Here is a 16,803-nt window from a genome sequence, read left to right on the forward strand (position 1 = left end):
TTCTGCTTCTGCTTCTGCTAGGACAGGCTCAGACTTCTCAGTTTCTTCTTCAACAATTGTTTTTTCTTCTGCTTGATCGGCAGCATCTTCTGTAGATTGTTGCTCGGCGGCAGGTACTTCCGCTACTTCTTCTTTTACTGATTCTTCAGTTGTCGGTTTTTGGCTTTGCTCTTCATCACCAAAACCTAGCCACGAAAGTAATCCGCGCTTCTTTTTTTCCGTCATCTGGGGCTATCCTAGATTGTCTTCTTATCTATTAATGACTCTTTTCTGACAAGAATATTATCTTGACAGAAAAGGCGAATGACAAAGTTGTGAAAACTTTCCAATTAGGTGAATCTAATCTTATTAGTGTTACACTCTGTCATCTTGAATATTCTGGGCTGTATCCAAGCTCAAAGCTTGGGCGATTGGATATAGTATCACTTTATTAGCGGTCAAAAAATCTATGGTAAGACGTCGCCAGCAAAACTCATCACAAAAAAAGCCAACAACGGGCTTTGTTCGCATTATTAGTGGTTTATGGAGAGGCAGAAAGCTACCTGTTCATGACGCTGAAGGTTTGCGCCCAACCACGGATCGCGTAAAAGAAACCCTATTTAACTGGTTAGCTCAAGATGTGCCGCAAGCAAAATGCCTCGATCTATTTGCTGGCTCGGGCGGCTTAGGCTTTGAAGCCGCTTCTCGCCAAGCAGAGCTTGTCACCATGGTGGAGCTAAACCCACAAGCATTTCAGCAGTTACAAAAGAACATTGCATCATTGAATACTAGTAATATTCATGTAGTGAACACCGATGCGTTAAGCTTTTTGAAGCAACCGGGTACGCCACATCACGTAGTATTCATCGATCCGCCGTTTCGCAAAGGCTTATTGGATGAAACCGTGACCTTGCTTGAGCAAAATGGCTGGCTGGCTGAAGATGCGATGATTTATATTGAAACAGAGAAAGAACTAAACATTGCTGGGCTTCCAGAAAACTGGCGTCTGCACCGCGAGAAAACCGCAGGCCAAGTCAGCTACCGCTTATATGAACGCGCAACAGCTTAAAGCCTCAATTTAAAAGGATAGTTAAATGAAAGCATTATTGATACTGGCTAAAGCGGCCATCGCCTTTGTCTGGTTTATATTAATCCTCAACATCTTTATGCCCTTTCCAGGTAAAGCGGCCATTGCGCTGTATATCATGGCGGCATTTTTGTTCATTATGCATGGTCTACAAATGGCGATCTTCATCGGTGCATTTGGTGACAAAATTAAGATGAGCAGTTGGGAGAAATACTCGATTTTGATTTTTGGCATCTTTGCTCTGCTCGATATCCGTCGCAAGCATATGATGTAGAAACCTCAGATAAACAAAAGCCGCTCACTAGAGCGGCTTTTTTGTATTCATCCGGTGGACAAAGGCTTAACCCATGTAGCTCTTCACGCCATCAAGGAACATCTGAGTAGAAATCATCACCAAGAGTAATCCCATCAAACGTTCGACGGCTTTCAGACCACGTTCCCCTAAAATACGGTGGAAGAAACTGTAGAACATCAAGATAAAGAACGTCGCCCCCCATGCAATCAACACAGCTGCCGACAGCTCCATAATCTTATCTGGGTGCTGAGAAGACAATAGCAACAATGCAGCAATCACAGATGGTCCAGCTATCATCGGAATCGCCATCGGCACAATGAATGGTTCTTCGCCAGCCGCTAAACCAGTAATACTGCCCGCACTAGGGAAAATCATCTTAATCGCGATGATAAATAGAATAATACCACCAGAAATACTCAAGGTTTCAGGTTGAACATGAAGGAAGCTCATGATGCTTCGGCCTGCGAAGAGGAATAGCATCAAAATCATCAAGGCAAACAACAATTCACGGATTAACACTTTACGGCGACGCTTAGCATCTAGGTGTTTGAGAATGGACAGCACAATCGGCAAATTGCCGAGCGGGTCCATAATAAGAAACAGCATGGTCGCTGCAGAAAGAATGTCCATGTTCTGACCTCGACAGGAAAATTGGCGGCCAGTATAACAAAGTGAATACGTGAATATATGGTTGAAGGCGAAATGGATTTCCCGCCCTCAACGAATAACGCTTAGCCGCCGCTTAGTGATTACAAACGCGCGCCATGTTAACCACAAACTTACCTTCAAGTTCGCGTACTTTTTCGCGCTTTAGCAAAAACTCTAGCAATGCATCTAAGTCTAGATCATTCAGCTTACAGGTATGAAAGCGCGCATCTGTGCCGAAATGAGCAGCAAGTTCATCACGATTCATTGGGGTTTCACGGAGTAGGTTCAGCAAGTTATGTGCATGAATTTCAGTCATCATCGATTCCAATCTTCAAAGTTAGTCTGGGCAGTGTAACTAAAACATGATCGATTGCTTTGACCTAAGTTAGTAAATGATAGAAGCAACAATTAATGCATGGGCTAAGAAGTAACTGCCGCTCACCCAGACATAGGCTCGCTTCATCGGCTTACGATAACCATGTATCGCGTAAGCTAAAGCAGAATAAATCATCACTAAGGTGCCACTAAACCCGATCGCATTAGCAAAGCTTGGCGCTTGTAACCAAACCTCACCCGCCGCCCAAGCCAGTTGAACCAGCATGATACCCATGATCACGACCGGAAAGACCATGGAATCTAACTGTGGTAGCAAGAGGAAGAAAGCCACAATACTTGCAGCAAGCAGTAAAGCTAACAGCCACCACACAATGTCACCATTGAGCTGAACCCAGAACGATTTGCTATAACAAATTTGTGCCAGTAGATAACCGGCAAAATAGAGAGGCTTACGAGATTTAAACGAATGGAGCGTATCAGCAAACATCGAGACCACGAGACCACCCACGATCCAATAAGTATGTGGTGCTGAAGAACCCTCAGTCACTGCCAAAATCAGCAGCAATAGCAGAGTAAAAATTTTAAATGTTAGAGACTGCGTTGGATTGGCCTGTTTTGCCCCCAACACGGAATACATCCCCGATAGCCCAATCGCTAACCAACTCCACATGCCGATACACCTTTCACGTAATCTCGCCGCTAGTCTAGGTAGACCAATCTTGATGTAAAGACATAATCAATGAAAGTTGGATCTCGCTAGCGAATCAAAACATTTCGTAATCACCACGGACTCAATCAACGAAGTGACAATCTATTCACCTCTAAGAATAGCTCGGCCTTTCAGCTCACCATAGACAATACTGTGAAAAATAAACCGCCACTTTGTTCACCACACGAGCACTATGTGTAAATAACCAACACAAAACTAAAATCCATCACCTCTGTGCACCAAGAGGGACAAAACCGCCTGACCTATAAAGAATAAACCGCTATCAGCCCAGTAATCATGTAGATTAAAAATTCAGATAATTCAACATAAGTAACTGATATGACTAACCATCAAGGAGATAAGTCGAAAAAATCCAACCATTGCCAATCAAGACTGAGCCTATCCGTTTTTGAGGCTGTAATTTTCTCATCAGATAGGAAAATACGTTTCCAAACCCCTTAATTTAAATCGACCTAACTAGCATTAAATAGAATTTTCTCAACTTTTGAGAAATTCAGCAAAAATAGATAACCAAATACACCATAGAGACAATAAACACTATAACACCATCACATTAACCATATTTAACACATAAAAATCATACACTTAAAAACAAAAAGAAGAAGAATTAGACAAGTCGCACACTTTAACAACAGCACAAAAAACACAGTTTTATTAGTCAATAAAGGGGCAATAAACGAAAGTTAAGTGTTAGTTTTGAAAAGTTTTGCGCTTTGAAGTTGATCAACAGCCAAAAACAGTGCTATATTATTTACATCGAGTTCATCAATGATTTTAGGGGTAGTGTTATGATTTCTTCTTCTCAAAAACAAGGGCTGGTAATGATTGCAGTGGTTGTTGGTTTAATGACACTGCCAATGATGTACTAAGTTACTGTTTAAAATAAAAAAGGGACGCTTCCGCGTCCCTTTTTTATTGTTCAATTTTTGTAGTCTACAAATGCTTACTTAGAATATCCCAGTGCATGTAATAGAAGCCAAGAGCAGCAAGCGTAATCAAGGCCATTAACAAAATAGCCGCTCGCCAAATAAAGCGAGAACTTCTTGGCGTAAGTTCCTTTTCACAGGCATCACATGCCGCCATAAAGCCTTTTCTGTCGTCCAACTTATAGTCTTCTTCGTGAACAATCTTATTGCGCACGGTTGCGATAAAGCGTAATTTCGCTATAACGTCGTGTGGCAAGCGTTCTTCACAGCTGCTGATCAATTGATGCAACCCCTTCCCTTCCGCATGATATTGCGTACGCAGAAGTTTTTCGATGGTTCGGGTACGCATGACTACTTTCTCAATATCTGACATCGCAACCCTCCTTACTTGACCATTCCTTTGTCTGTCATCTCATTCTTCTATAAATTTAGAACTTTTTCGAGTCAAAAGGTGCAAATTTCCTTTTAAATTGTGCTCTTGAACGCATATAAAATGTGAAGTGCGCCGAATAAAATCTACGACGCTTTTACTAGATCACGAATAATTTATCTCAACTCATAGTTTAATCAGGGAGTTCTGTAAAATAGGCGCCAATGAAACATTGGAGGTTATCATGCCAATCTCACTTATTTTGGCTCTATTCGCCCTAATTGCACTTGGTGCATGGGTATTTTTCCGCTTCTACAGCAAGCATTACTTTGGCGAAGACGCACCTGAACAAAGCGCTCAAGTGACCATATTAGACAAGCAAGTAATAGAAGTGCCAGAAGCAGAGCCAGGTCAAGACGATCAAGAATATTGGATTTATGTACAACGCGGCTCGATTGGACCAAAACGCGAGTTTCAAATCGGTGTGCACTATTACCACGCTCTAAATCCCGGTGATAAAGGCACACTGACTTACTGTGGCGACAAGTTCTTACACTTCGCCCTAAAACGCTAAACTACGGCAACAACCAGCGAGTCTTGGCGGACTTGGAGAACAAATAGCTCATCGCCAAGGCTCCAGCACCGCTTAATACAATCCACACCGGAATCACCCATGCAGGGTGCCCTTGATACCAACCGAACGCTTTCATCGGCCATAAGAAAATTGGGTGGAGAAGATAAATACCCAAACTGTGTTGGCTAATAACACTCACCACTTTTTGCGCTTTTGGCGCCAAACCTTCTCCAAAGTAACGACACAGCATAAAGATCATCGACGCAGCTAAGATCACATTCAGTGTTTTGTATGATAGCCAACGCCCCACTGTGTATTTATCTGCCTCTAAGCTATTTGCGACAACCATAGTAAACGTCACCACTAATGCCACCAGCCCAAGTGCAGCAAACGCTGTAACCATAGAACGATTGAGCGGTACTTTCTTAAACAAAACATAACCGAGTGGTAAATATCCCATATAAAGCCAGTATTGATTACTCCACGGTCCATCAATTTTGAATAAGAATAAAGTGCTGGTGAGTAGCCAAACCGCCAGATACGCATAGAGGACACTGTCATCACAATTCCGGACTACCCATTGAAACAACGGAATCACAAAATAGAGCGGAATAAAGTAATAGAAGAATCCAAGGTGGTAGTAGGTTGCATGATGCGGACTGTTGCTCACCACTTCTTCAACGGTGGCAAAGTCAAAGCCTTGCGCCGTCCAGCCTGACAAGTACGCATAAAACATCGACCAAATAATAAAAGGGACTAATACCTTACCTAAGCGCCGTTTGAAGTAGTACTTGGCATCAAAAGGACGCGTATCGCTGAGCATCAATGCCCCCGTGATCAAAATAAAAACTGGCACTGCCCAACGAGTCACGCTATTTACACCCACCGCGGTTAACCATTGGTCAAATGGAATCACGCCCAACTCATTACGATATGGCGCTAACACATGGATGGCGATCACTGCTACCGCCGCCACACAACGTAATAAGTCGAAAAACAGAACCCTTTCTCTCATACCCTTTCCTAATTTGCGTAACTTCACGCCTATAGCATAGGGCAATTTTCATCCAGTGAAATAGTTAACAATCTGTTTTTGCTTATTTTTAACCCTACAATGACGCTAGAACATCATTCATCTGCAAAATAAATCGCTCCAACACCTATTGCGAAGTGAATTCGGCAACCCTAAGCTTTCTCGGATATGAAACAGCTTTAAAATCTGTGTTCCTTTAGGATGCCAATTAGATTATTAAGAGAGGTCTTTATGAAGAAAACATTATTAGCGTCACTGGTTTGTGTAGTGGCTTTAGCTGGATGTAATCAAAAGGAAGAGGCCGTGGCACCAACACAATCGCAACCGGAAGCGAACCCTATCTGCAGCGCTGAAAACCTTGCTGGCGGCTGGTCACAAAGTGAAGTGACTCCTGAGGCTCAACAGGCATTAGATTTTGTACTTGGTCAGATGAATACCGCAGCTAAGCTAAAAGAGATCTTGAGCGTACGTACTCAAGTGGTGAATGGCCTTAACTACGCGATTGAATTCGAAATGGACAATGGTGAAGTTTGGAACACCATCGTTTACCGCTCACTGAAAGGTGATATGGAAATGACGCAGCCAGCACAACAAGGCCGCATTTGCCCATAAGCAAGACTTGCTGATTTGCGATACTGAATCGTAAAAACAAAAATGGCTCCCAAAGTGGAGCCATTTTTTATTCTTAATCGTAAGTCGATTTAAGCCGTCGCCACTTTGGCCTTTGGTAGCTTGATAGAAATTAGAGTTGTCAGCGCTAAGAAGGCAAAAGAGACCCACAAACACGCCGCCAGCCCCGCTTCTTGGTAAATCCAACCGGATAGAACCGTACCAATCAAACGTCCCATCGCATTCGCCATATAGTAGAAGCCGACATCCAGTGAAACGCCATCGCCTTTCGCGTAGCTGACGATAAGGTAAGAGTGCAAAGATGAATTCACCGCAAACACCGCACCGAAAATCATCAGGCCCACCACAATGACCAGCTCTGGTTGCCAACCGACTTGCACGCCGTAAGCAATCGCGCCAGTGATAACAGCAAGGATACCTGCCCAAATCAATGCCGCACTACCATCTGGCACTCGACCTTGCGCTTTACCGGTAATACGAGGCGCAAAACCTTGAACGAATCCGTAAGCAATCACCCAAGCCGCAAGGAAACCACCCACCATCAGGTGATCCCAACCAAACACGCTGCCAAGATAAATTGGCAGTGCAACAACAAACCACACATCACGAGCGCCAAATAGGAACATACGTGCAGCGGAAAGAATGTTCACCGACTCTGACTTGGAAAAAATCTGACGGAACTTAGGTTTGCTCTTCGCCTTACCCATATCCGCCTCAAGCCAAATCAAGCTGGATACAAACACAACGGCCAGCACACTTGCCATGATTATCATCGAAGTTTGGAAACCAAACGCCGATAGCAGCAAGCCACCAACGAAGAAACCCGCACCTTTCAGCGCATTCTTCGAGCCAGTTAAGATCGCAACCCATTTGTACAGCGCACCTTGCTGCTCGTCTGGCACCAAAGTTTTGATCGCGCTCTTGGCACTCATCTTGTTTAAGTCTTTGGCAATACCTGAGATTGCCTGTGCCGCCATCACCCAAGGAATGGTCAACCAAGCATTGGGCACTGCCAACATCAGCAAGGCAAAAATCTGCATCCCTAAGCCGACGTTCATGGTTTTGTTCAAACCAAGTCGAGCACCTAACCAGCCACCAACCAAGTTGGTCACCACGCCAAAAAATTCATAGAAAAGGAAAAGCGAGGCAATGGCCAAGCTTGAGTAGCCTAAGTCATGGAAGTAAAGCACCACCAACATACGGAGTGCACCATCCGTCACGGTGAAGTTCCAATAGTTGAACGTCACCAGCATGTACTGACGGATACTTTTGCTTAGTTTTGAAATCATAACGACCTCAGATGTACAGCGTTTATGGCATTTAGATCATGATGTTCCAAATGCTCTATAACCTGAACACCAGCATTGAGTCATCTCAATACTGGCGCTAAATTGTGAAACAAGAACTGATTAAACAACCAAACATTATTTATTAATAAACAATGATTTAAACATAAAACCAATAAACAAGAATCACATAAATTGGTAAGCTATTACGGCATAGAGAGAGCTTTTGGATCATGATGTACCAAAAGATCCACAAGCTGATCAAGCGCTTTTAGCTACGCGCTCGATGTACTCAACTTGTACAGGCTTAGTGAAAGCACCAGGACGCAGCGCTTGCACTTCACGTACGATATCTTCTAGCGCCCAATCTTTCTCTAGCAGTAGGTGCGCAGCAAACAAACCTGTGCGACCAGAGCCACCCATACAGTGCATTGCCACCTTGCCACCTTGAGCAAGAATCGCGTGCAGTTCAGGACTCGCTTGTTGCCATTTTGCAGCGAAGTCTTCGCCTGGAGCACAGTCATCTTCAATTTCAATTTGGAACCATTTCATGCCCAACTGTTGGGTTATATCGCCCAATGCAGGCACGTCTTTGGACGCTAATTCAGCATCATCAAGGGCAGTAACAATCGCTTCTACACCTTGCGCTTTTAGCTGTTCTAGCGAAGTTTGCAGTTCCACACCTTTGGTACCTGGACATGGAGTCAGTACCAATGCGCCCATTTCTAAATCTAATTGCCATGTAGGATGAGACATCTTAAAACTCCTTATGCCATACCAACGTTACGAACCAATTCTGCAGTACGCGTCGCGTAACCCATTTCGTTATCGTACCAAGCGTAAATCTTCACCATGCGAGAGCCCACAACCATAGTTGATTGCGCATCAACGATAGTTGAACGTTGGTCGCCTTTGTAATCAATAGAAACCAATGGACGCTCTTCAAAGCCAAGAATGCCTTTTAGCTCACCTTCAGAAGCTTCTTTCAGCAGTGCGTTAACCTCTTCTGCCGTGGTATCACGTTTCACATCAAAAATGATGTCAGTGAGTGAGGCGTTTGCTAGAGGAACACGAACCGCGTGACCGTTAATCTTGTCTTTCAACTCAGGGAAGATTTCCACAATCGCTTTTGCACTGCCCGTTGTGGTTGGGATCAGGCTCATGCCACATGCACGTGCACGACGTAGGTCTTTGTGCGGCGCATCCAGAATCGTTTGTGTGTTAGTTAAATCGTGAATCGTTGTGAATGACGATTGTTCAATGCCCAGTTTCTCGTGAATCACTTTCACGACTGGTGCAATACAGTTAGTTGTACAAGACGCTGCAGTTACGATGCGGTGCTGCGCTGGGTCGAAGATATGGTCGTTCACACCAACGACGATGTTTGCAACGCCTTCTTCTTTCACTGGTGCGCTAACAACAACACGCTTTACGCCTTGTTCTAGGTATTTGTTTAGGAATGAGGTTTTGCGATGAACACCCGTTGCTTCAATCACAACATCACATTGACCCCAGTTCACAGCGTCGATATCGCGTTCTTGTGAAGTCGTGATGCGCTTGCCATTGATCACCATGTCTGTGCCTTCAACTTGCACTGCATGATTCCAACGACCTTGAACTGAATCGAACTCAAGTAAGTGGCCAAGCGTCGCTGCATCACCCGCTACATCGTTGATGTGCACAAACTCTAGCTCTGGCCAATCAAACGCAGCACGCAGTGCCAAGCGACCAATTCGACCGAAACCGTTAATACCTACTTTAATCGTCATAATCTTCTACCTTTTCAAACCTATAAACTGGTAACGCTTACTACTAGCAGCAAGCCGCACGAGTTTTATCGTGCAATCGTGAAATATCGTCTTGGTACTCTTGTTTTAAGCAGTTCGAAGCGACCAAGTCATCAATCAATTTTTGCATCCATCCTGGTAACTGTTGGGACAATTGATAGAACACCCACTGTCCCTGGCGTCTATCTACCAAAATGCCATTCGACCTTAACAGAGCTAAATGACGAGAAACCTTTGGCTGACTTTCTTGTAGCGCATAGGCTAGATCACCAACGCAGGTTTCCCCTTCGCGCACAACAAGCATTAAGCAGCGCACACGAGTTTCATCGGAAAGAAGTTTGAAGAATTGATGCGGAAGCATTGTTACATACCTATATATGGATATGCGTATATACTTATTTAAAACTAGGATGCCGTCAAGCGATCGCGCTCGACTGTAATAAAAGTTTAATATTTGATCGGATTATGCGCCAACGAAAGTCTGGCTCAAGCGCACCGCTTCACCAAGCTGACACTTAACATCGTCAAAGGAGAGCCCAAGCTGTTGAGAGAATTTTTCCACACCATTCCAGTCAGCACGTTCGTAACATTCTTCTAGGGCAATGAGTGCTCCATAAGCGCCTTCTCGATGCAAAAGCGCTTGTTTTAAAGCGGGGCTAAGTGGTAACTGCTCTACAAGAGTATCTACTGATAAATCGAGCATGGCATCAAGAATTGACAATAGCCCGACCATAAAGCCTTGCTCATTGAGGTGTGAAAATGGCTGGTAGCTAGACATCAACTGGCAAAATTGCGCACGTTGCAAAGACAGATTGTACAACTCTCTGGGTTTGTTACTCGAGATATAAGATGCCACCACCAACGAGACAAACATCTTAAGCTTCTCTTGCCCCAAATAAATCAATGCTTGGCGAAAAGAGGTAATAGCGACCTCAAGATTGCTTGATTGTGTATTTACAAAGCGCAGCAACTTGTACGACAACGCGACATCTTGAGTAATGATACTTTCAATCCGATCAAAATCAGGATCTGGTACACATACTTCACGAAACAGCTTCAGGGCAAGAACCTGCTCAGGACTGACGTACTTCGTTTGGGATATTAGTGGCTGACTAAAAAAGTACCCTTGGAAAAACTTAAAGCCAGCCTCTTTAGTCGCTTCAAATTCTTCTTCAGTTTCAACTCGCTCTGCAAGAAAGTGGTACTTAACTCTTTTATCTAAATGACTTTTGACTAACTCGCATGCCTTATCTAAGCCCATAGCCATAATGTCGAGTTTCACGATATGGACGTAAGGTAAAAATCGACGCCACTCCTGAGTCAACGTAAAGTCATCTAGAGCAATTAAATAACCTTCTCGATAGAACTCTCGAATTGCATCTAGAAGGTCATCAGTTGGACGACATGTCTCCAGCACCTCAATAACAATTTTGTTTTTGGGTAAGCTGCGAGGCAATCTGCGCACCAAGCTTTGATGAGGAAAATTGATAAAGCAGCGTGATGAAGCAATAACAGGGTTAGTGCCGACAGAAAGAAAGTTCTCGACGATAAGTCGGTATGTCGCTCGATTTGAATCTATATGAGCAGGGTAAGCATTGCGCTCACCATCACGGAATAACAATTCATAGCCCAGCGTTTGTCTTTTACGGTTAAAGATTGGCTGGCGAGCGACATACGTAGTATTCATGCTAAAGGACAACTCTTCTGGTAGCTTATGACTTCGCAGCCGCTAATAATGCACCACATCCCATAAACATTGAACCGAATACTTTGTTTATTTTGCCCATGATCTTATCTGAACGAATAAAACGTCCCATTTGTGCGGCCAAACTGGTGTAGCCCAGCATCACACATGCATCAATAACGACAGTCGTCACCCCCAAGACAAGCAGTTGGGTTAGCTGATCTTTTGCTGGGTCAATAAACTGTGGAAACAGCGCCACTAAGAACACAATAGATTTAGGGTTAGTCAGGTTGATAAGAATGGCTTTGTACAATAATGACTTACCTGACATCGTGTTATGAGTCTCTGGTGTTACCAAACTAGACGTATCACGCCATTTTTGAATACCAAGCCACACAAGGTAAGCTGCACCCACCCACTTAATAACGGCAAATGCGGTTGCCGATTGCGCGACCAAAGCACCAATACCTGCACCAACCAGAGCAATATGAATTGCCAGGCCGATCTGTAAACCAACAATAGCGCCCAGAGACTTGCGCGTGCCGTAACTCAAACCATTGCTGATTGAGTTGACGGTACCAGATCCCGGAGCCAGACTAAAAACGATTGCTGTTACCACATAGGCTAACCAAACATGGGTATCCATTGCATTTCCTCAATAATTCTTCGATGATACATCGCGTAAGCAACGTATCTTCAGGTAATCGACTAATGGCTATTAACCATTCACCTTTGACTTATACTCAAGAGACCTTATTTGAGCAAGCAATAGGTGGTCCGATCGCAGCACTTTGGCAAGAACGCCAAGAAGGCTTTGTAAAAGGGACAGAAAAAAAGAACATCTACTGGTGCAAACTCACCAAACCTGAGCACACAAAAGCCGTGCTGATCGTCAACGGTCGCATTGAAGCCTCCTGGAAATACCAAGAACTGTTCTACGACCTGTATCGACAAGGTTATGACGTGTATTCGTTTGACCACCGAGGACAAGGTTTATCAGATCGTCTTCTACCAGACTCAGACATGGGTCACGTCTATGACTTTAATGATTATATTGACGATATGGAATTGGTGCTGCAGCAGCTTGATTTAAGCGGATATCAGCAGCGTTTTATCATTTCTCACTCAATGGGCGGTGCAATTGCGACGCGTTATCTGCAAACCCACCCAAATCATAACTTTGACGGTTTAATTCTGAGTGCGCCGATGTTTGGTATCAACTTACCTTGGTATCTCAGTCCTATCGCGATTCCGGTCACGCAAATCCTTGCCGCAGTATCCCCACAGCCAAGCTACGCACCGGGTCATAAGGAATACTATCCAAAACCGTTTGAAGATAACCCACTCAGCCAAAGCTACGATCGCTACCATTGGTTCCGTGGTTTATACCGCGATAAACCAGAGCTACAAGTGGGCGGCCCTAGTACACGTTGGGTATGGCAAGGCTTGATGGCAGCAAAGCAGTGTATTTTGCTGACACGGCAAATTAAAGTTCCGGTTTTATTACTCCAACCTGGTAATGATCGTATCGTTAGTAATGCCGCTCAGCAGCGCTTTATCGACAAGCTGAGTAAGACTAACCCTAATGCGAGCCTAGTTTCGATAGCTGGCGCAGAGCACGAAATCTTATTCGAAAAAGATCAGTATCGTAACCCAGCGTTGGATGCCGTCTTTGCCTTCATGCGCGAGCACAGTCAATAAAAACAGATTAAAGAGGAAATACGAGCTCATCGATTTACCCTCTTTTTTTTCCTTATTTTGGCGTAGACTTCCCCATGTTCCCCCGCACGCGGAGCAGTATGACCTAGTCAATCTGCTGCGCTCCGTGTGCAATCAACCTGTTCTACTCTATCCGAACCGTTTACGAGGGCTTCATGAGCACATCGCTACCTTGCAAAGAGATCACTAAAATCGTTGCCTCAGATCTGGATGGCACATTACTCGCACCTAACCACCAGCTAAGCGCTTACTCGAAAGAGACACTCAAAGCGCTGCATGAGCAAGGCTACACATTTGTCTTTGCAACGGGTCGCCACCACGTAGACGTCGCAAGCATTCGTCGCACGGTAGGTATTCCGGCTTACATGATTACTTCGAATGGTGCACGTGTGCACGACCAAAATGATCAAGAGATGTACAGCCAGAACGTACCAGAGGATTTGGTTCAGCCAGTGATCGACACGATCAAAACGGATCCTGAAATACTTATCCACATGTACCAAAACGACGACTGGTTGCTGAACAAAGACGACGAACAACTGCGTGATTTCCACGAAGAGTTCACTTACAAATTGTACGATGAAGACAACGCACCTACAGACGGCATTGCGAAAATCTTCTTCACCCACCCTTCGCAAGACCACGACCATCTGGTGACTTTCGAAACCAAACTGCGCGAACAATTTGGTGACCGATTGAACATCGCTTTCTCAACACCTTGGTGCTTGGAAGTGATGAGCGCTGGCGTTTCTAAAGGTGATGCCCTGAAGGCAGTCGCAGAGTCTATTGGTCTAACACTGGAAAACACCATCGCGTTTGGTGACGGCATGAACGACGTAGAAATGCTATCAATGGCGGGTAAAGGTTTGGTCATGGGCACCTCTCACGAGAAAGTGATGAAAGCACTACCAAACAATGAAGTGATCGGCAGCAACGCCGACGATGCAGTTGCACACTACCTGCAAGATCATCTGCTATAACCTTTATTGGCTATTAACAGCGGGTTATCGACAAGATCACAAAGGGCTGCACCATGCAGCCCTTTTTCTTTTATCGCGGACTTGGCAGCTTCTCTTTACCGAGGATTGCTTGCCACTCTTCTTCGCTCACCGGCATGATCGATAAGCGATTGCCGCGTTTCACTAATGGCATGTTTTCTAGCTCTGGCATCGCCTTCATGACCGACAACGGAATCAAGCGTTCAGTCTTACGTACAAACTCAATATCCACCATTATCCAACGCGGATTTTCTGGGTCGGATTTTGGGTCGTAATAATCACTCTCTAGGTCAAACTGAAAATGATCGGGATACGCTTCACGAGTCACTTTGGCAATACCTGCCACACCTACGTTCTTACAAGAAGAGTGGTAAATCAGTACCAAGTCGCCCAATTTAACTTGGTCACGCATCATATTACGCGCCTGATAATTACGAACTCCCTCCCAACATGAAACCTTTTGGGTTCGGAGCGTGTCAATAGAAAAGGTATCTGGTTCTGTTTTAAATAACCAATATGCCATAATGCCATCCGATGCAGATTGAGTAATGAGGAAGATATAACATGAAGGCTTTGAAAAACCCAGTGGCATTAGCCACACTGCTGGTCCTGCAAGCATGTAGCATGCAGCCGCAGAAGTCCGATGCAGACACACCAACCACTCCACCTGCATCCCTAGATAAGCCGGAAACCATCTTACCTCAAACCTTCATGTTGCGTGGCGAAGTGGTGATTGGACACGAAAGCCAATACATCACACCTTGTGGCAGTGATAAACAATACTGGCTGCAACTGTCACCACAACAAGTTCAGCGTGCAGTGGCAATCACCAATGAACCTTATCAAACCATGTATGGTGAAGTGATTGGTCATCTCAATCCACCGGGCGTCGACGGATTTTCTGCAGATTTCGATGCGAACTTTGTGGTTGAGCAAGTGAACTTCCTCACTACCGAAAATCCGCATCGCTGCAAACAAACCAGCAAACCAACTCGCATCTTCGGTAATGAACCTTCGTGGGCGGCAACTTTTGAAGGCGGCGCACTTAAGTTCCAGCAAATGGGCAAATCGACACAAACGATCGAGATCGACAGCAGTAAACTGCAACCTCGCCAACGTACTTACCAACTTGATGGTGGCGAGTTGCGCATGACCGAGAATTTGTGTTCTGACACCATGAGTGACTCCCTTTACGGTTGGAAGGCGACACTAGAGCATGGCGATAAAACCTACCAAGGCTGTGGCATGACCGCCAACGTAGATTCAACATTGGAGTGGGTGAATACTTACGTCGCGACATCGACCCAGTCGCAAGGCTTCGAAGTGCAGATGACACTGAACAGCGACCACAGTGCCATCACCAAATACAGCTACTCAGACGGCCAGCCACCATTGGTTGAGCGCGGCTACTGGCAACAACTGAGTCCATCGCAAGTCCAAGTGGTGATGACCCATCATCAACGGCAGCGACTCGTTTCTGAGCGCTTGTTTATGCGAGATGGTAATCAACTAAAAGCAACACAAGAAAAAGTGGGGAATGTCGTTTACCCTATCGCCGATGGTGGCCTTGTACTTTATCCAGCAACGTTGCGTAACTCAGGCACAGAACAACCTGCAGCCGAGCGCAACAAGGATCCAATTGGTGCAGCTGATGTTCCTTCCAGTGCGGACTTCAACTCAAAAGTGGATGCGGCGGTGCGAAACTACTTCTTCATTCATCAAACCAACCCAAGTAACAACCAATACCGTTGGCTAACTTACGATCTGAATGGCGATGGGGATGAAGAATTGCTGATGCAACTTGATTGGTGTGGTTCTGGCGGTTGTACTCTGCTGGTATTCGAAAACCACGAGAAAGAGTGGCGTTTCAACAGCCGTATGACGCTAGTGCAAAGTCCAATCATGCTTGGTCAACAAACCTCACACGGTTGGCGAGACCTGATTTTTAATGTCGGTGGTGGCGGCACAACACCTGGGCAACACGTGATGCAATACACTGGCGTAAGTTACCCAATCAACCCAAGCTTGGCACCAAAAGCGAGCGACGAACAAGTCAGCGGCGTGCGTCTATTCTCAGATGGCATCAGCCCTGTTCGTGATGGAGTGCGCTTGTAATGGCGCAGCCTTGTCCACATTGTGACTTCCAGTTCAACTGCATCTGTTCACTGCTGCCGAAGTTAAGCAGTGAACACTCGCTGATGCTGTTAATGCACCCTAATGAACTGGCGCGAGACACCAACACTGGCAAACTACTCACCCAGTGCCAACTGAATGTCACTCAAGTCGTTTGGGATCGTAAAGCGCCACCAGCGGAGTTGTTAGAAACGCTTGCCAATCCAAGCCTGCTGCCAGTATTGCTATTCCCAAGTGAAGAAAGCCTGACACTTGAACAAGTGCAGCAGCAAAGTAATCAGCAAAACAGACAACCGCTGTACATCATTGTTGATGCAACCTGGCAAGAAGCGCGCAAAATGATCAATAAAAGCCGATGGCTAGAGGGCATCGCGATGATGGGCTTAGCCACTCAAGCCGATTCCCAGTATCAACTGCGTCGCAATCAACAACAAGGCAACTTATGTACCTTTGAAGTTGCTGCTCAATTGCTGGGGCAACTTGGTGAAAAGCAAAACCAGCAACAGATGCTGAACTTCTTCGAGCAATACTTTCCTCGTTTCCAAGCCGAGAAAAGTGGTCACGAGCTCAAAACCTAACGCTGTTAAG

The 16,803-nt window shown here is 45.1% G+C and carries 20 protein-coding genes and 1 pseudogene; 8 read left to right on the forward strand and 13 right to left on the reverse strand.

Translation table 11 applies throughout. The features are described 5' to 3' along the window. Nucleotides 1-225, reverse strand: a pseudogene (locus tag KIV41_RS22140) (signal recognition particle-docking protein FtsY); the annotation flags it as partial. A gap of 223 nt (nucleotides 226-448) precedes the next feature. Between KIV41_RS22140 and rsmD the strand changes: the two are divergent. Together rsmD and KIV41_RS22150 are read left to right on the forward strand one after the other, a co-directional pair. Further along, complete coding sequence (rsmD, locus tag KIV41_RS22145) at nucleotides 449-1,048, forward strand: 16S rRNA (guanine(966)-N(2))-methyltransferase RsmD (RefSeq protein ID WP_010444480.1); 600 nt, start codon at nucleotides 449-451, stop codon at nucleotides 1,046-1,048. A 25-nt stretch (nucleotides 1,049-1,073) separates the two neighbouring features. After that, the gene (locus KIV41_RS22150) at nucleotides 1,074-1,340 is read left to right on the forward strand and encodes a DUF1145 domain-containing protein (protein WP_010444482.1); all 267 of its coding nucleotides are present in this window, start codon (nucleotides 1,074-1,076) and stop codon (nucleotides 1,338-1,340) included. A gap of 66 nt (nucleotides 1,341-1,406) precedes the next feature. Here KIV41_RS22150 and KIV41_RS22155 read toward each other — a convergent pair whose 3' ends face one another. The 4 genes from KIV41_RS22155 to KIV41_RS22170 form a co-directional block, all read right to left on the reverse strand. Further along, nucleotides 1,407-1,991 (reverse strand): YhgN family NAAT transporter, encoded by a 585-nt coding sequence (locus tag KIV41_RS22155; protein WP_010444492.1) that lies wholly within the window; start codon nucleotides 1,989-1,991, stop codon nucleotides 1,407-1,409. A 112-nt stretch (nucleotides 1,992-2,103) separates the two neighbouring features. Beyond that, nucleotides 2,104-2,325 carry a YecH family metal-binding protein gene (locus KIV41_RS22160; protein WP_010444493.1) on the reverse strand — a complete coding sequence of 74 codons (222 nt, stop codon included), beginning with the start codon at nucleotides 2,323-2,325 and terminating at the stop codon, nucleotides 2,104-2,106. A 69-nt stretch (nucleotides 2,326-2,394) separates the two neighbouring features. After that, nucleotides 2,395-3,015 carry a lysoplasmalogenase gene (locus KIV41_RS22165; RefSeq protein ID WP_285337699.1) on the reverse strand — a complete coding sequence of 207 codons (621 nt, stop codon included), beginning with the start codon at nucleotides 3,013-3,015 and terminating at the stop codon, nucleotides 2,395-2,397. Between the two features lie 993 nt (nucleotides 3,016-4,008). Beyond that, on the reverse strand, nucleotides 4,009-4,374 hold the full coding sequence (locus KIV41_RS22170; RefSeq protein ID WP_010444498.1) for a hypothetical protein: 366 nt from the start codon (nucleotides 4,372-4,374) through the stop codon (nucleotides 4,009-4,011). Between the two features lie 241 nt (nucleotides 4,375-4,615). Here KIV41_RS22170 and KIV41_RS22175 point away from each other — a divergent pair, with 241 nt between their 5' ends. After that, nucleotides 4,616-4,945: a DUF2500 domain-containing protein gene (locus KIV41_RS22175; RefSeq protein ID WP_010444499.1), complete on the forward strand. Its 330-nt coding sequence runs from the start codon at nucleotides 4,616-4,618 to the stop codon at nucleotides 4,943-4,945. 1 nt (nucleotide 4,946) lies between these two features. Here KIV41_RS22175 and KIV41_RS22180 read toward each other — a convergent pair whose 3' ends face one another. After that, on the reverse strand, nucleotides 4,947-5,960 hold the full coding sequence (locus KIV41_RS22180; protein WP_045393354.1) for an acyltransferase: 1,014 nt from the start codon (nucleotides 5,958-5,960) through the stop codon (nucleotides 4,947-4,949). Nucleotides 5,961-6,209: 249 nt separating this feature from the next. Here KIV41_RS22180 and KIV41_RS22185 point away from each other — a divergent pair, with 249 nt between their 5' ends. Further along, complete coding sequence (locus KIV41_RS22185) at nucleotides 6,210-6,590, forward strand: cystatin domain-containing protein (protein WP_038887298.1); 381 nt, start codon at nucleotides 6,210-6,212, stop codon at nucleotides 6,588-6,590. Nucleotides 6,591-6,679: 89 nt separating this feature from the next. Here KIV41_RS22185 and arsJ read toward each other — a convergent pair whose 3' ends face one another. From arsJ to rhtB, 6 genes are all read right to left on the reverse strand, one after another. After that, on the reverse strand, nucleotides 6,680-7,897 hold the full coding sequence (gene arsJ / locus KIV41_RS22190) for an organoarsenical effux MFS transporter ArsJ (protein ID WP_285337700.1): 1,218 nt from the start codon (nucleotides 7,895-7,897) through the stop codon (nucleotides 6,680-6,682). A 258-nt stretch (nucleotides 7,898-8,155) separates the two neighbouring features. Next, nucleotides 8,156-8,650: a cyclin-dependent kinase inhibitor 3 family protein gene (locus tag KIV41_RS22195; RefSeq protein ID WP_285337701.1), complete on the reverse strand. Its 495-nt coding sequence runs from the start codon at nucleotides 8,648-8,650 to the stop codon at nucleotides 8,156-8,158. An 11-nt stretch (nucleotides 8,651-8,661) separates the two neighbouring features. Next, nucleotides 8,662-9,663, reverse strand: coding sequence for an ArsJ-associated glyceraldehyde-3-phosphate dehydrogenase (locus KIV41_RS22200; protein WP_045497903.1), 1,002 nt, complete (start codon nucleotides 9,661-9,663; stop codon nucleotides 8,662-8,664). Nucleotides 9,664-9,706: 43 nt separating this feature from the next. After that, nucleotides 9,707-10,042, reverse strand: a complete 336-nt coding sequence (locus KIV41_RS22205) for a metalloregulator ArsR/SmtB family transcription factor (protein ID WP_045393339.1) — start codon at nucleotides 10,040-10,042, stop codon at nucleotides 9,707-9,709. A 102-nt stretch (nucleotides 10,043-10,144) separates the two neighbouring features. Continuing rightward, nucleotides 10,145-11,368: an EAL and HDOD domain-containing protein gene (locus KIV41_RS22210; protein ID WP_285337702.1), complete on the reverse strand. Its 1,224-nt coding sequence runs from the start codon at nucleotides 11,366-11,368 to the stop codon at nucleotides 10,145-10,147. Between the two features lie 25 nt (nucleotides 11,369-11,393). Next, nucleotides 11,394-12,011 carry a homoserine/homoserine lactone efflux protein gene (rhtB, locus tag KIV41_RS22215; RefSeq protein ID WP_010444515.1) on the reverse strand — a complete coding sequence of 206 codons (618 nt, stop codon included), beginning with the start codon at nucleotides 12,009-12,011 and terminating at the stop codon, nucleotides 11,394-11,396. 65 nt (nucleotides 12,012-12,076) lie between these two features. On the opposite strand from rhtB, the gene KIV41_RS22220 reads away from it, so the two are divergent. After that, a complete protein-coding gene (locus KIV41_RS22220) occupies nucleotides 12,077-13,066 on the forward strand; it encodes an alpha/beta fold hydrolase (protein WP_285337703.1) in 990 nt (329 codons plus the stop codon). 173 nt (nucleotides 13,067-13,239) lie between these two features. Next, the gene (locus tag KIV41_RS22225; protein WP_010444517.1) at nucleotides 13,240-14,064 is read left to right on the forward strand and encodes a Cof-type HAD-IIB family hydrolase; all 825 of its coding nucleotides are present in this window, start codon (nucleotides 13,240-13,242) and stop codon (nucleotides 14,062-14,064) included. A 70-nt stretch (nucleotides 14,065-14,134) separates the two neighbouring features. Here KIV41_RS22225 and KIV41_RS22230 read toward each other — a convergent pair whose 3' ends face one another. Beyond that, nucleotides 14,135-14,605, reverse strand: coding sequence for an EVE domain-containing protein (locus tag KIV41_RS22230; protein ID WP_138954991.1), 471 nt, complete (start codon nucleotides 14,603-14,605; stop codon nucleotides 14,135-14,137). A gap of 41 nt (nucleotides 14,606-14,646) precedes the next feature. Between KIV41_RS22230 and KIV41_RS22235 the strand changes: the two genes are divergently transcribed. Both KIV41_RS22235 and KIV41_RS22240 read left to right on the forward strand, forming a co-directional pair. After that, on the forward strand, nucleotides 14,647-16,197 hold the full coding sequence (locus KIV41_RS22235) for a COG3650 family protein (protein WP_285337704.1): 1,551 nt from the start codon (nucleotides 14,647-14,649) through the stop codon (nucleotides 16,195-16,197). Then, complete coding sequence (locus KIV41_RS22240; protein WP_285337705.1) at nucleotides 16,197-16,793, forward strand: tRNA-uridine aminocarboxypropyltransferase; 597 nt, start codon at nucleotides 16,197-16,199, stop codon at nucleotides 16,791-16,793. The genes KIV41_RS22235 and KIV41_RS22240 overlap by 1 nt, the downstream gene beginning before the upstream one ends. Nucleotides 16,794-16,803 lie beyond the last annotated feature (10 nt).

The sequence above is a fragment of the Vibrio sp. D401a genome, assembly GCF_030248515.1.
Classification (GTDB): Bacteria; Pseudomonadota; Gammaproteobacteria; order Enterobacterales; family Vibrionaceae; genus Vibrio; species Vibrio rotiferianus.

Bases quoted from the DNA above. Each gene is read 5' to 3' on its own strand.
- KIV41_RS22235 (WP_285337704.1), top strand. From the start codon at position 14,647: ATGAAGGCTTTGAAAAACCCAGTGGCATTAGCCACACTGCTGGTCCTG.
- KIV41_RS22205 (WP_045393339.1), bottom strand. From the start codon at position 10,042: ATGCTTCCGCATCAATTCTTCAAACTTCTTTCCGATGAAACTCGTGTG.
- KIV41_RS22200 (WP_045497903.1), bottom strand. From the start codon at position 9,663: ATGACGATTAAAGTAGGTATTAACGGTTTCGGTCGAATTGGTCGCTTG.
- KIV41_RS22155 (WP_010444492.1), bottom strand. From the start codon at position 1,991: ATGGACATTCTTTCTGCAGCGACCATGCTGTTTCTTATTATGGACCCG.
- KIV41_RS22150 (WP_010444482.1), top strand. From the start codon at position 1,074: ATGAAAGCATTATTGATACTGGCTAAAGCGGCCATCGCCTTTGTCTGG.
- KIV41_RS22170 (WP_010444498.1), bottom strand. From the start codon at position 4,374: ATGTCAGATATTGAGAAAGTAGTCATGCGTACCCGAACCATCGAAAAA.
- KIV41_RS22210 (WP_285337702.1), bottom strand. From the start codon at position 11,368: ATGAATACTACGTATGTCGCTCGCCAGCCAATCTTTAACCGTAAAAGA.
- KIV41_RS22225 (WP_010444517.1), top strand. From the start codon at position 13,240: ATGAGCACATCGCTACCTTGCAAAGAGATCACTAAAATCGTTGCCTCA.
- arsJ (WP_285337700.1), bottom strand. From the start codon at position 7,897: ATGATTTCAAAACTAAGCAAAAGTATCCGTCAGTACATGCTGGTGACG.
- KIV41_RS22220 (WP_285337703.1), top strand. From the start codon at position 12,077: ATGGCTATTAACCATTCACCTTTGACTTATACTCAAGAGACCTTATTT.
- KIV41_RS22180 (WP_045393354.1), bottom strand. From the start codon at position 5,960: ATGAGAGAAAGGGTTCTGTTTTTCGACTTATTACGTTGTGTGGCGGCG.
- KIV41_RS22195 (WP_285337701.1), bottom strand. From the start codon at position 8,650: ATGTCTCATCCTACATGGCAATTAGATTTAGAAATGGGCGCATTGGTA.
- rsmD (WP_010444480.1), top strand. From the start codon at position 449: ATGGTAAGACGTCGCCAGCAAAACTCATCACAAAAAAAGCCAACAACG.
- KIV41_RS22175 (WP_010444499.1), top strand. From the start codon at position 4,616: ATGCCAATCTCACTTATTTTGGCTCTATTCGCCCTAATTGCACTTGGT.
- KIV41_RS22165 (WP_285337699.1), bottom strand. From the start codon at position 3,015: ATGTGGAGTTGGTTAGCGATTGGGCTATCGGGGATGTATTCCGTGTTG.
- rhtB (WP_010444515.1), bottom strand. From the start codon at position 12,011: ATGGATACCCATGTTTGGTTAGCCTATGTGGTAACAGCAATCGTTTTT.
- KIV41_RS22160 (WP_010444493.1), bottom strand. From the start codon at position 2,325: ATGACTGAAATTCATGCACATAACTTGCTGAACCTACTCCGTGAAACC.
- KIV41_RS22185 (WP_038887298.1), top strand. From the start codon at position 6,210: ATGAAGAAAACATTATTAGCGTCACTGGTTTGTGTAGTGGCTTTAGCT.
- KIV41_RS22240 (WP_285337705.1), top strand. From the start codon at position 16,197: ATGGCGCAGCCTTGTCCACATTGTGACTTCCAGTTCAACTGCATCTGT.
- KIV41_RS22230 (WP_138954991.1), bottom strand. From the start codon at position 14,605: ATGGCATATTGGTTATTTAAAACAGAACCAGATACCTTTTCTATTGAC.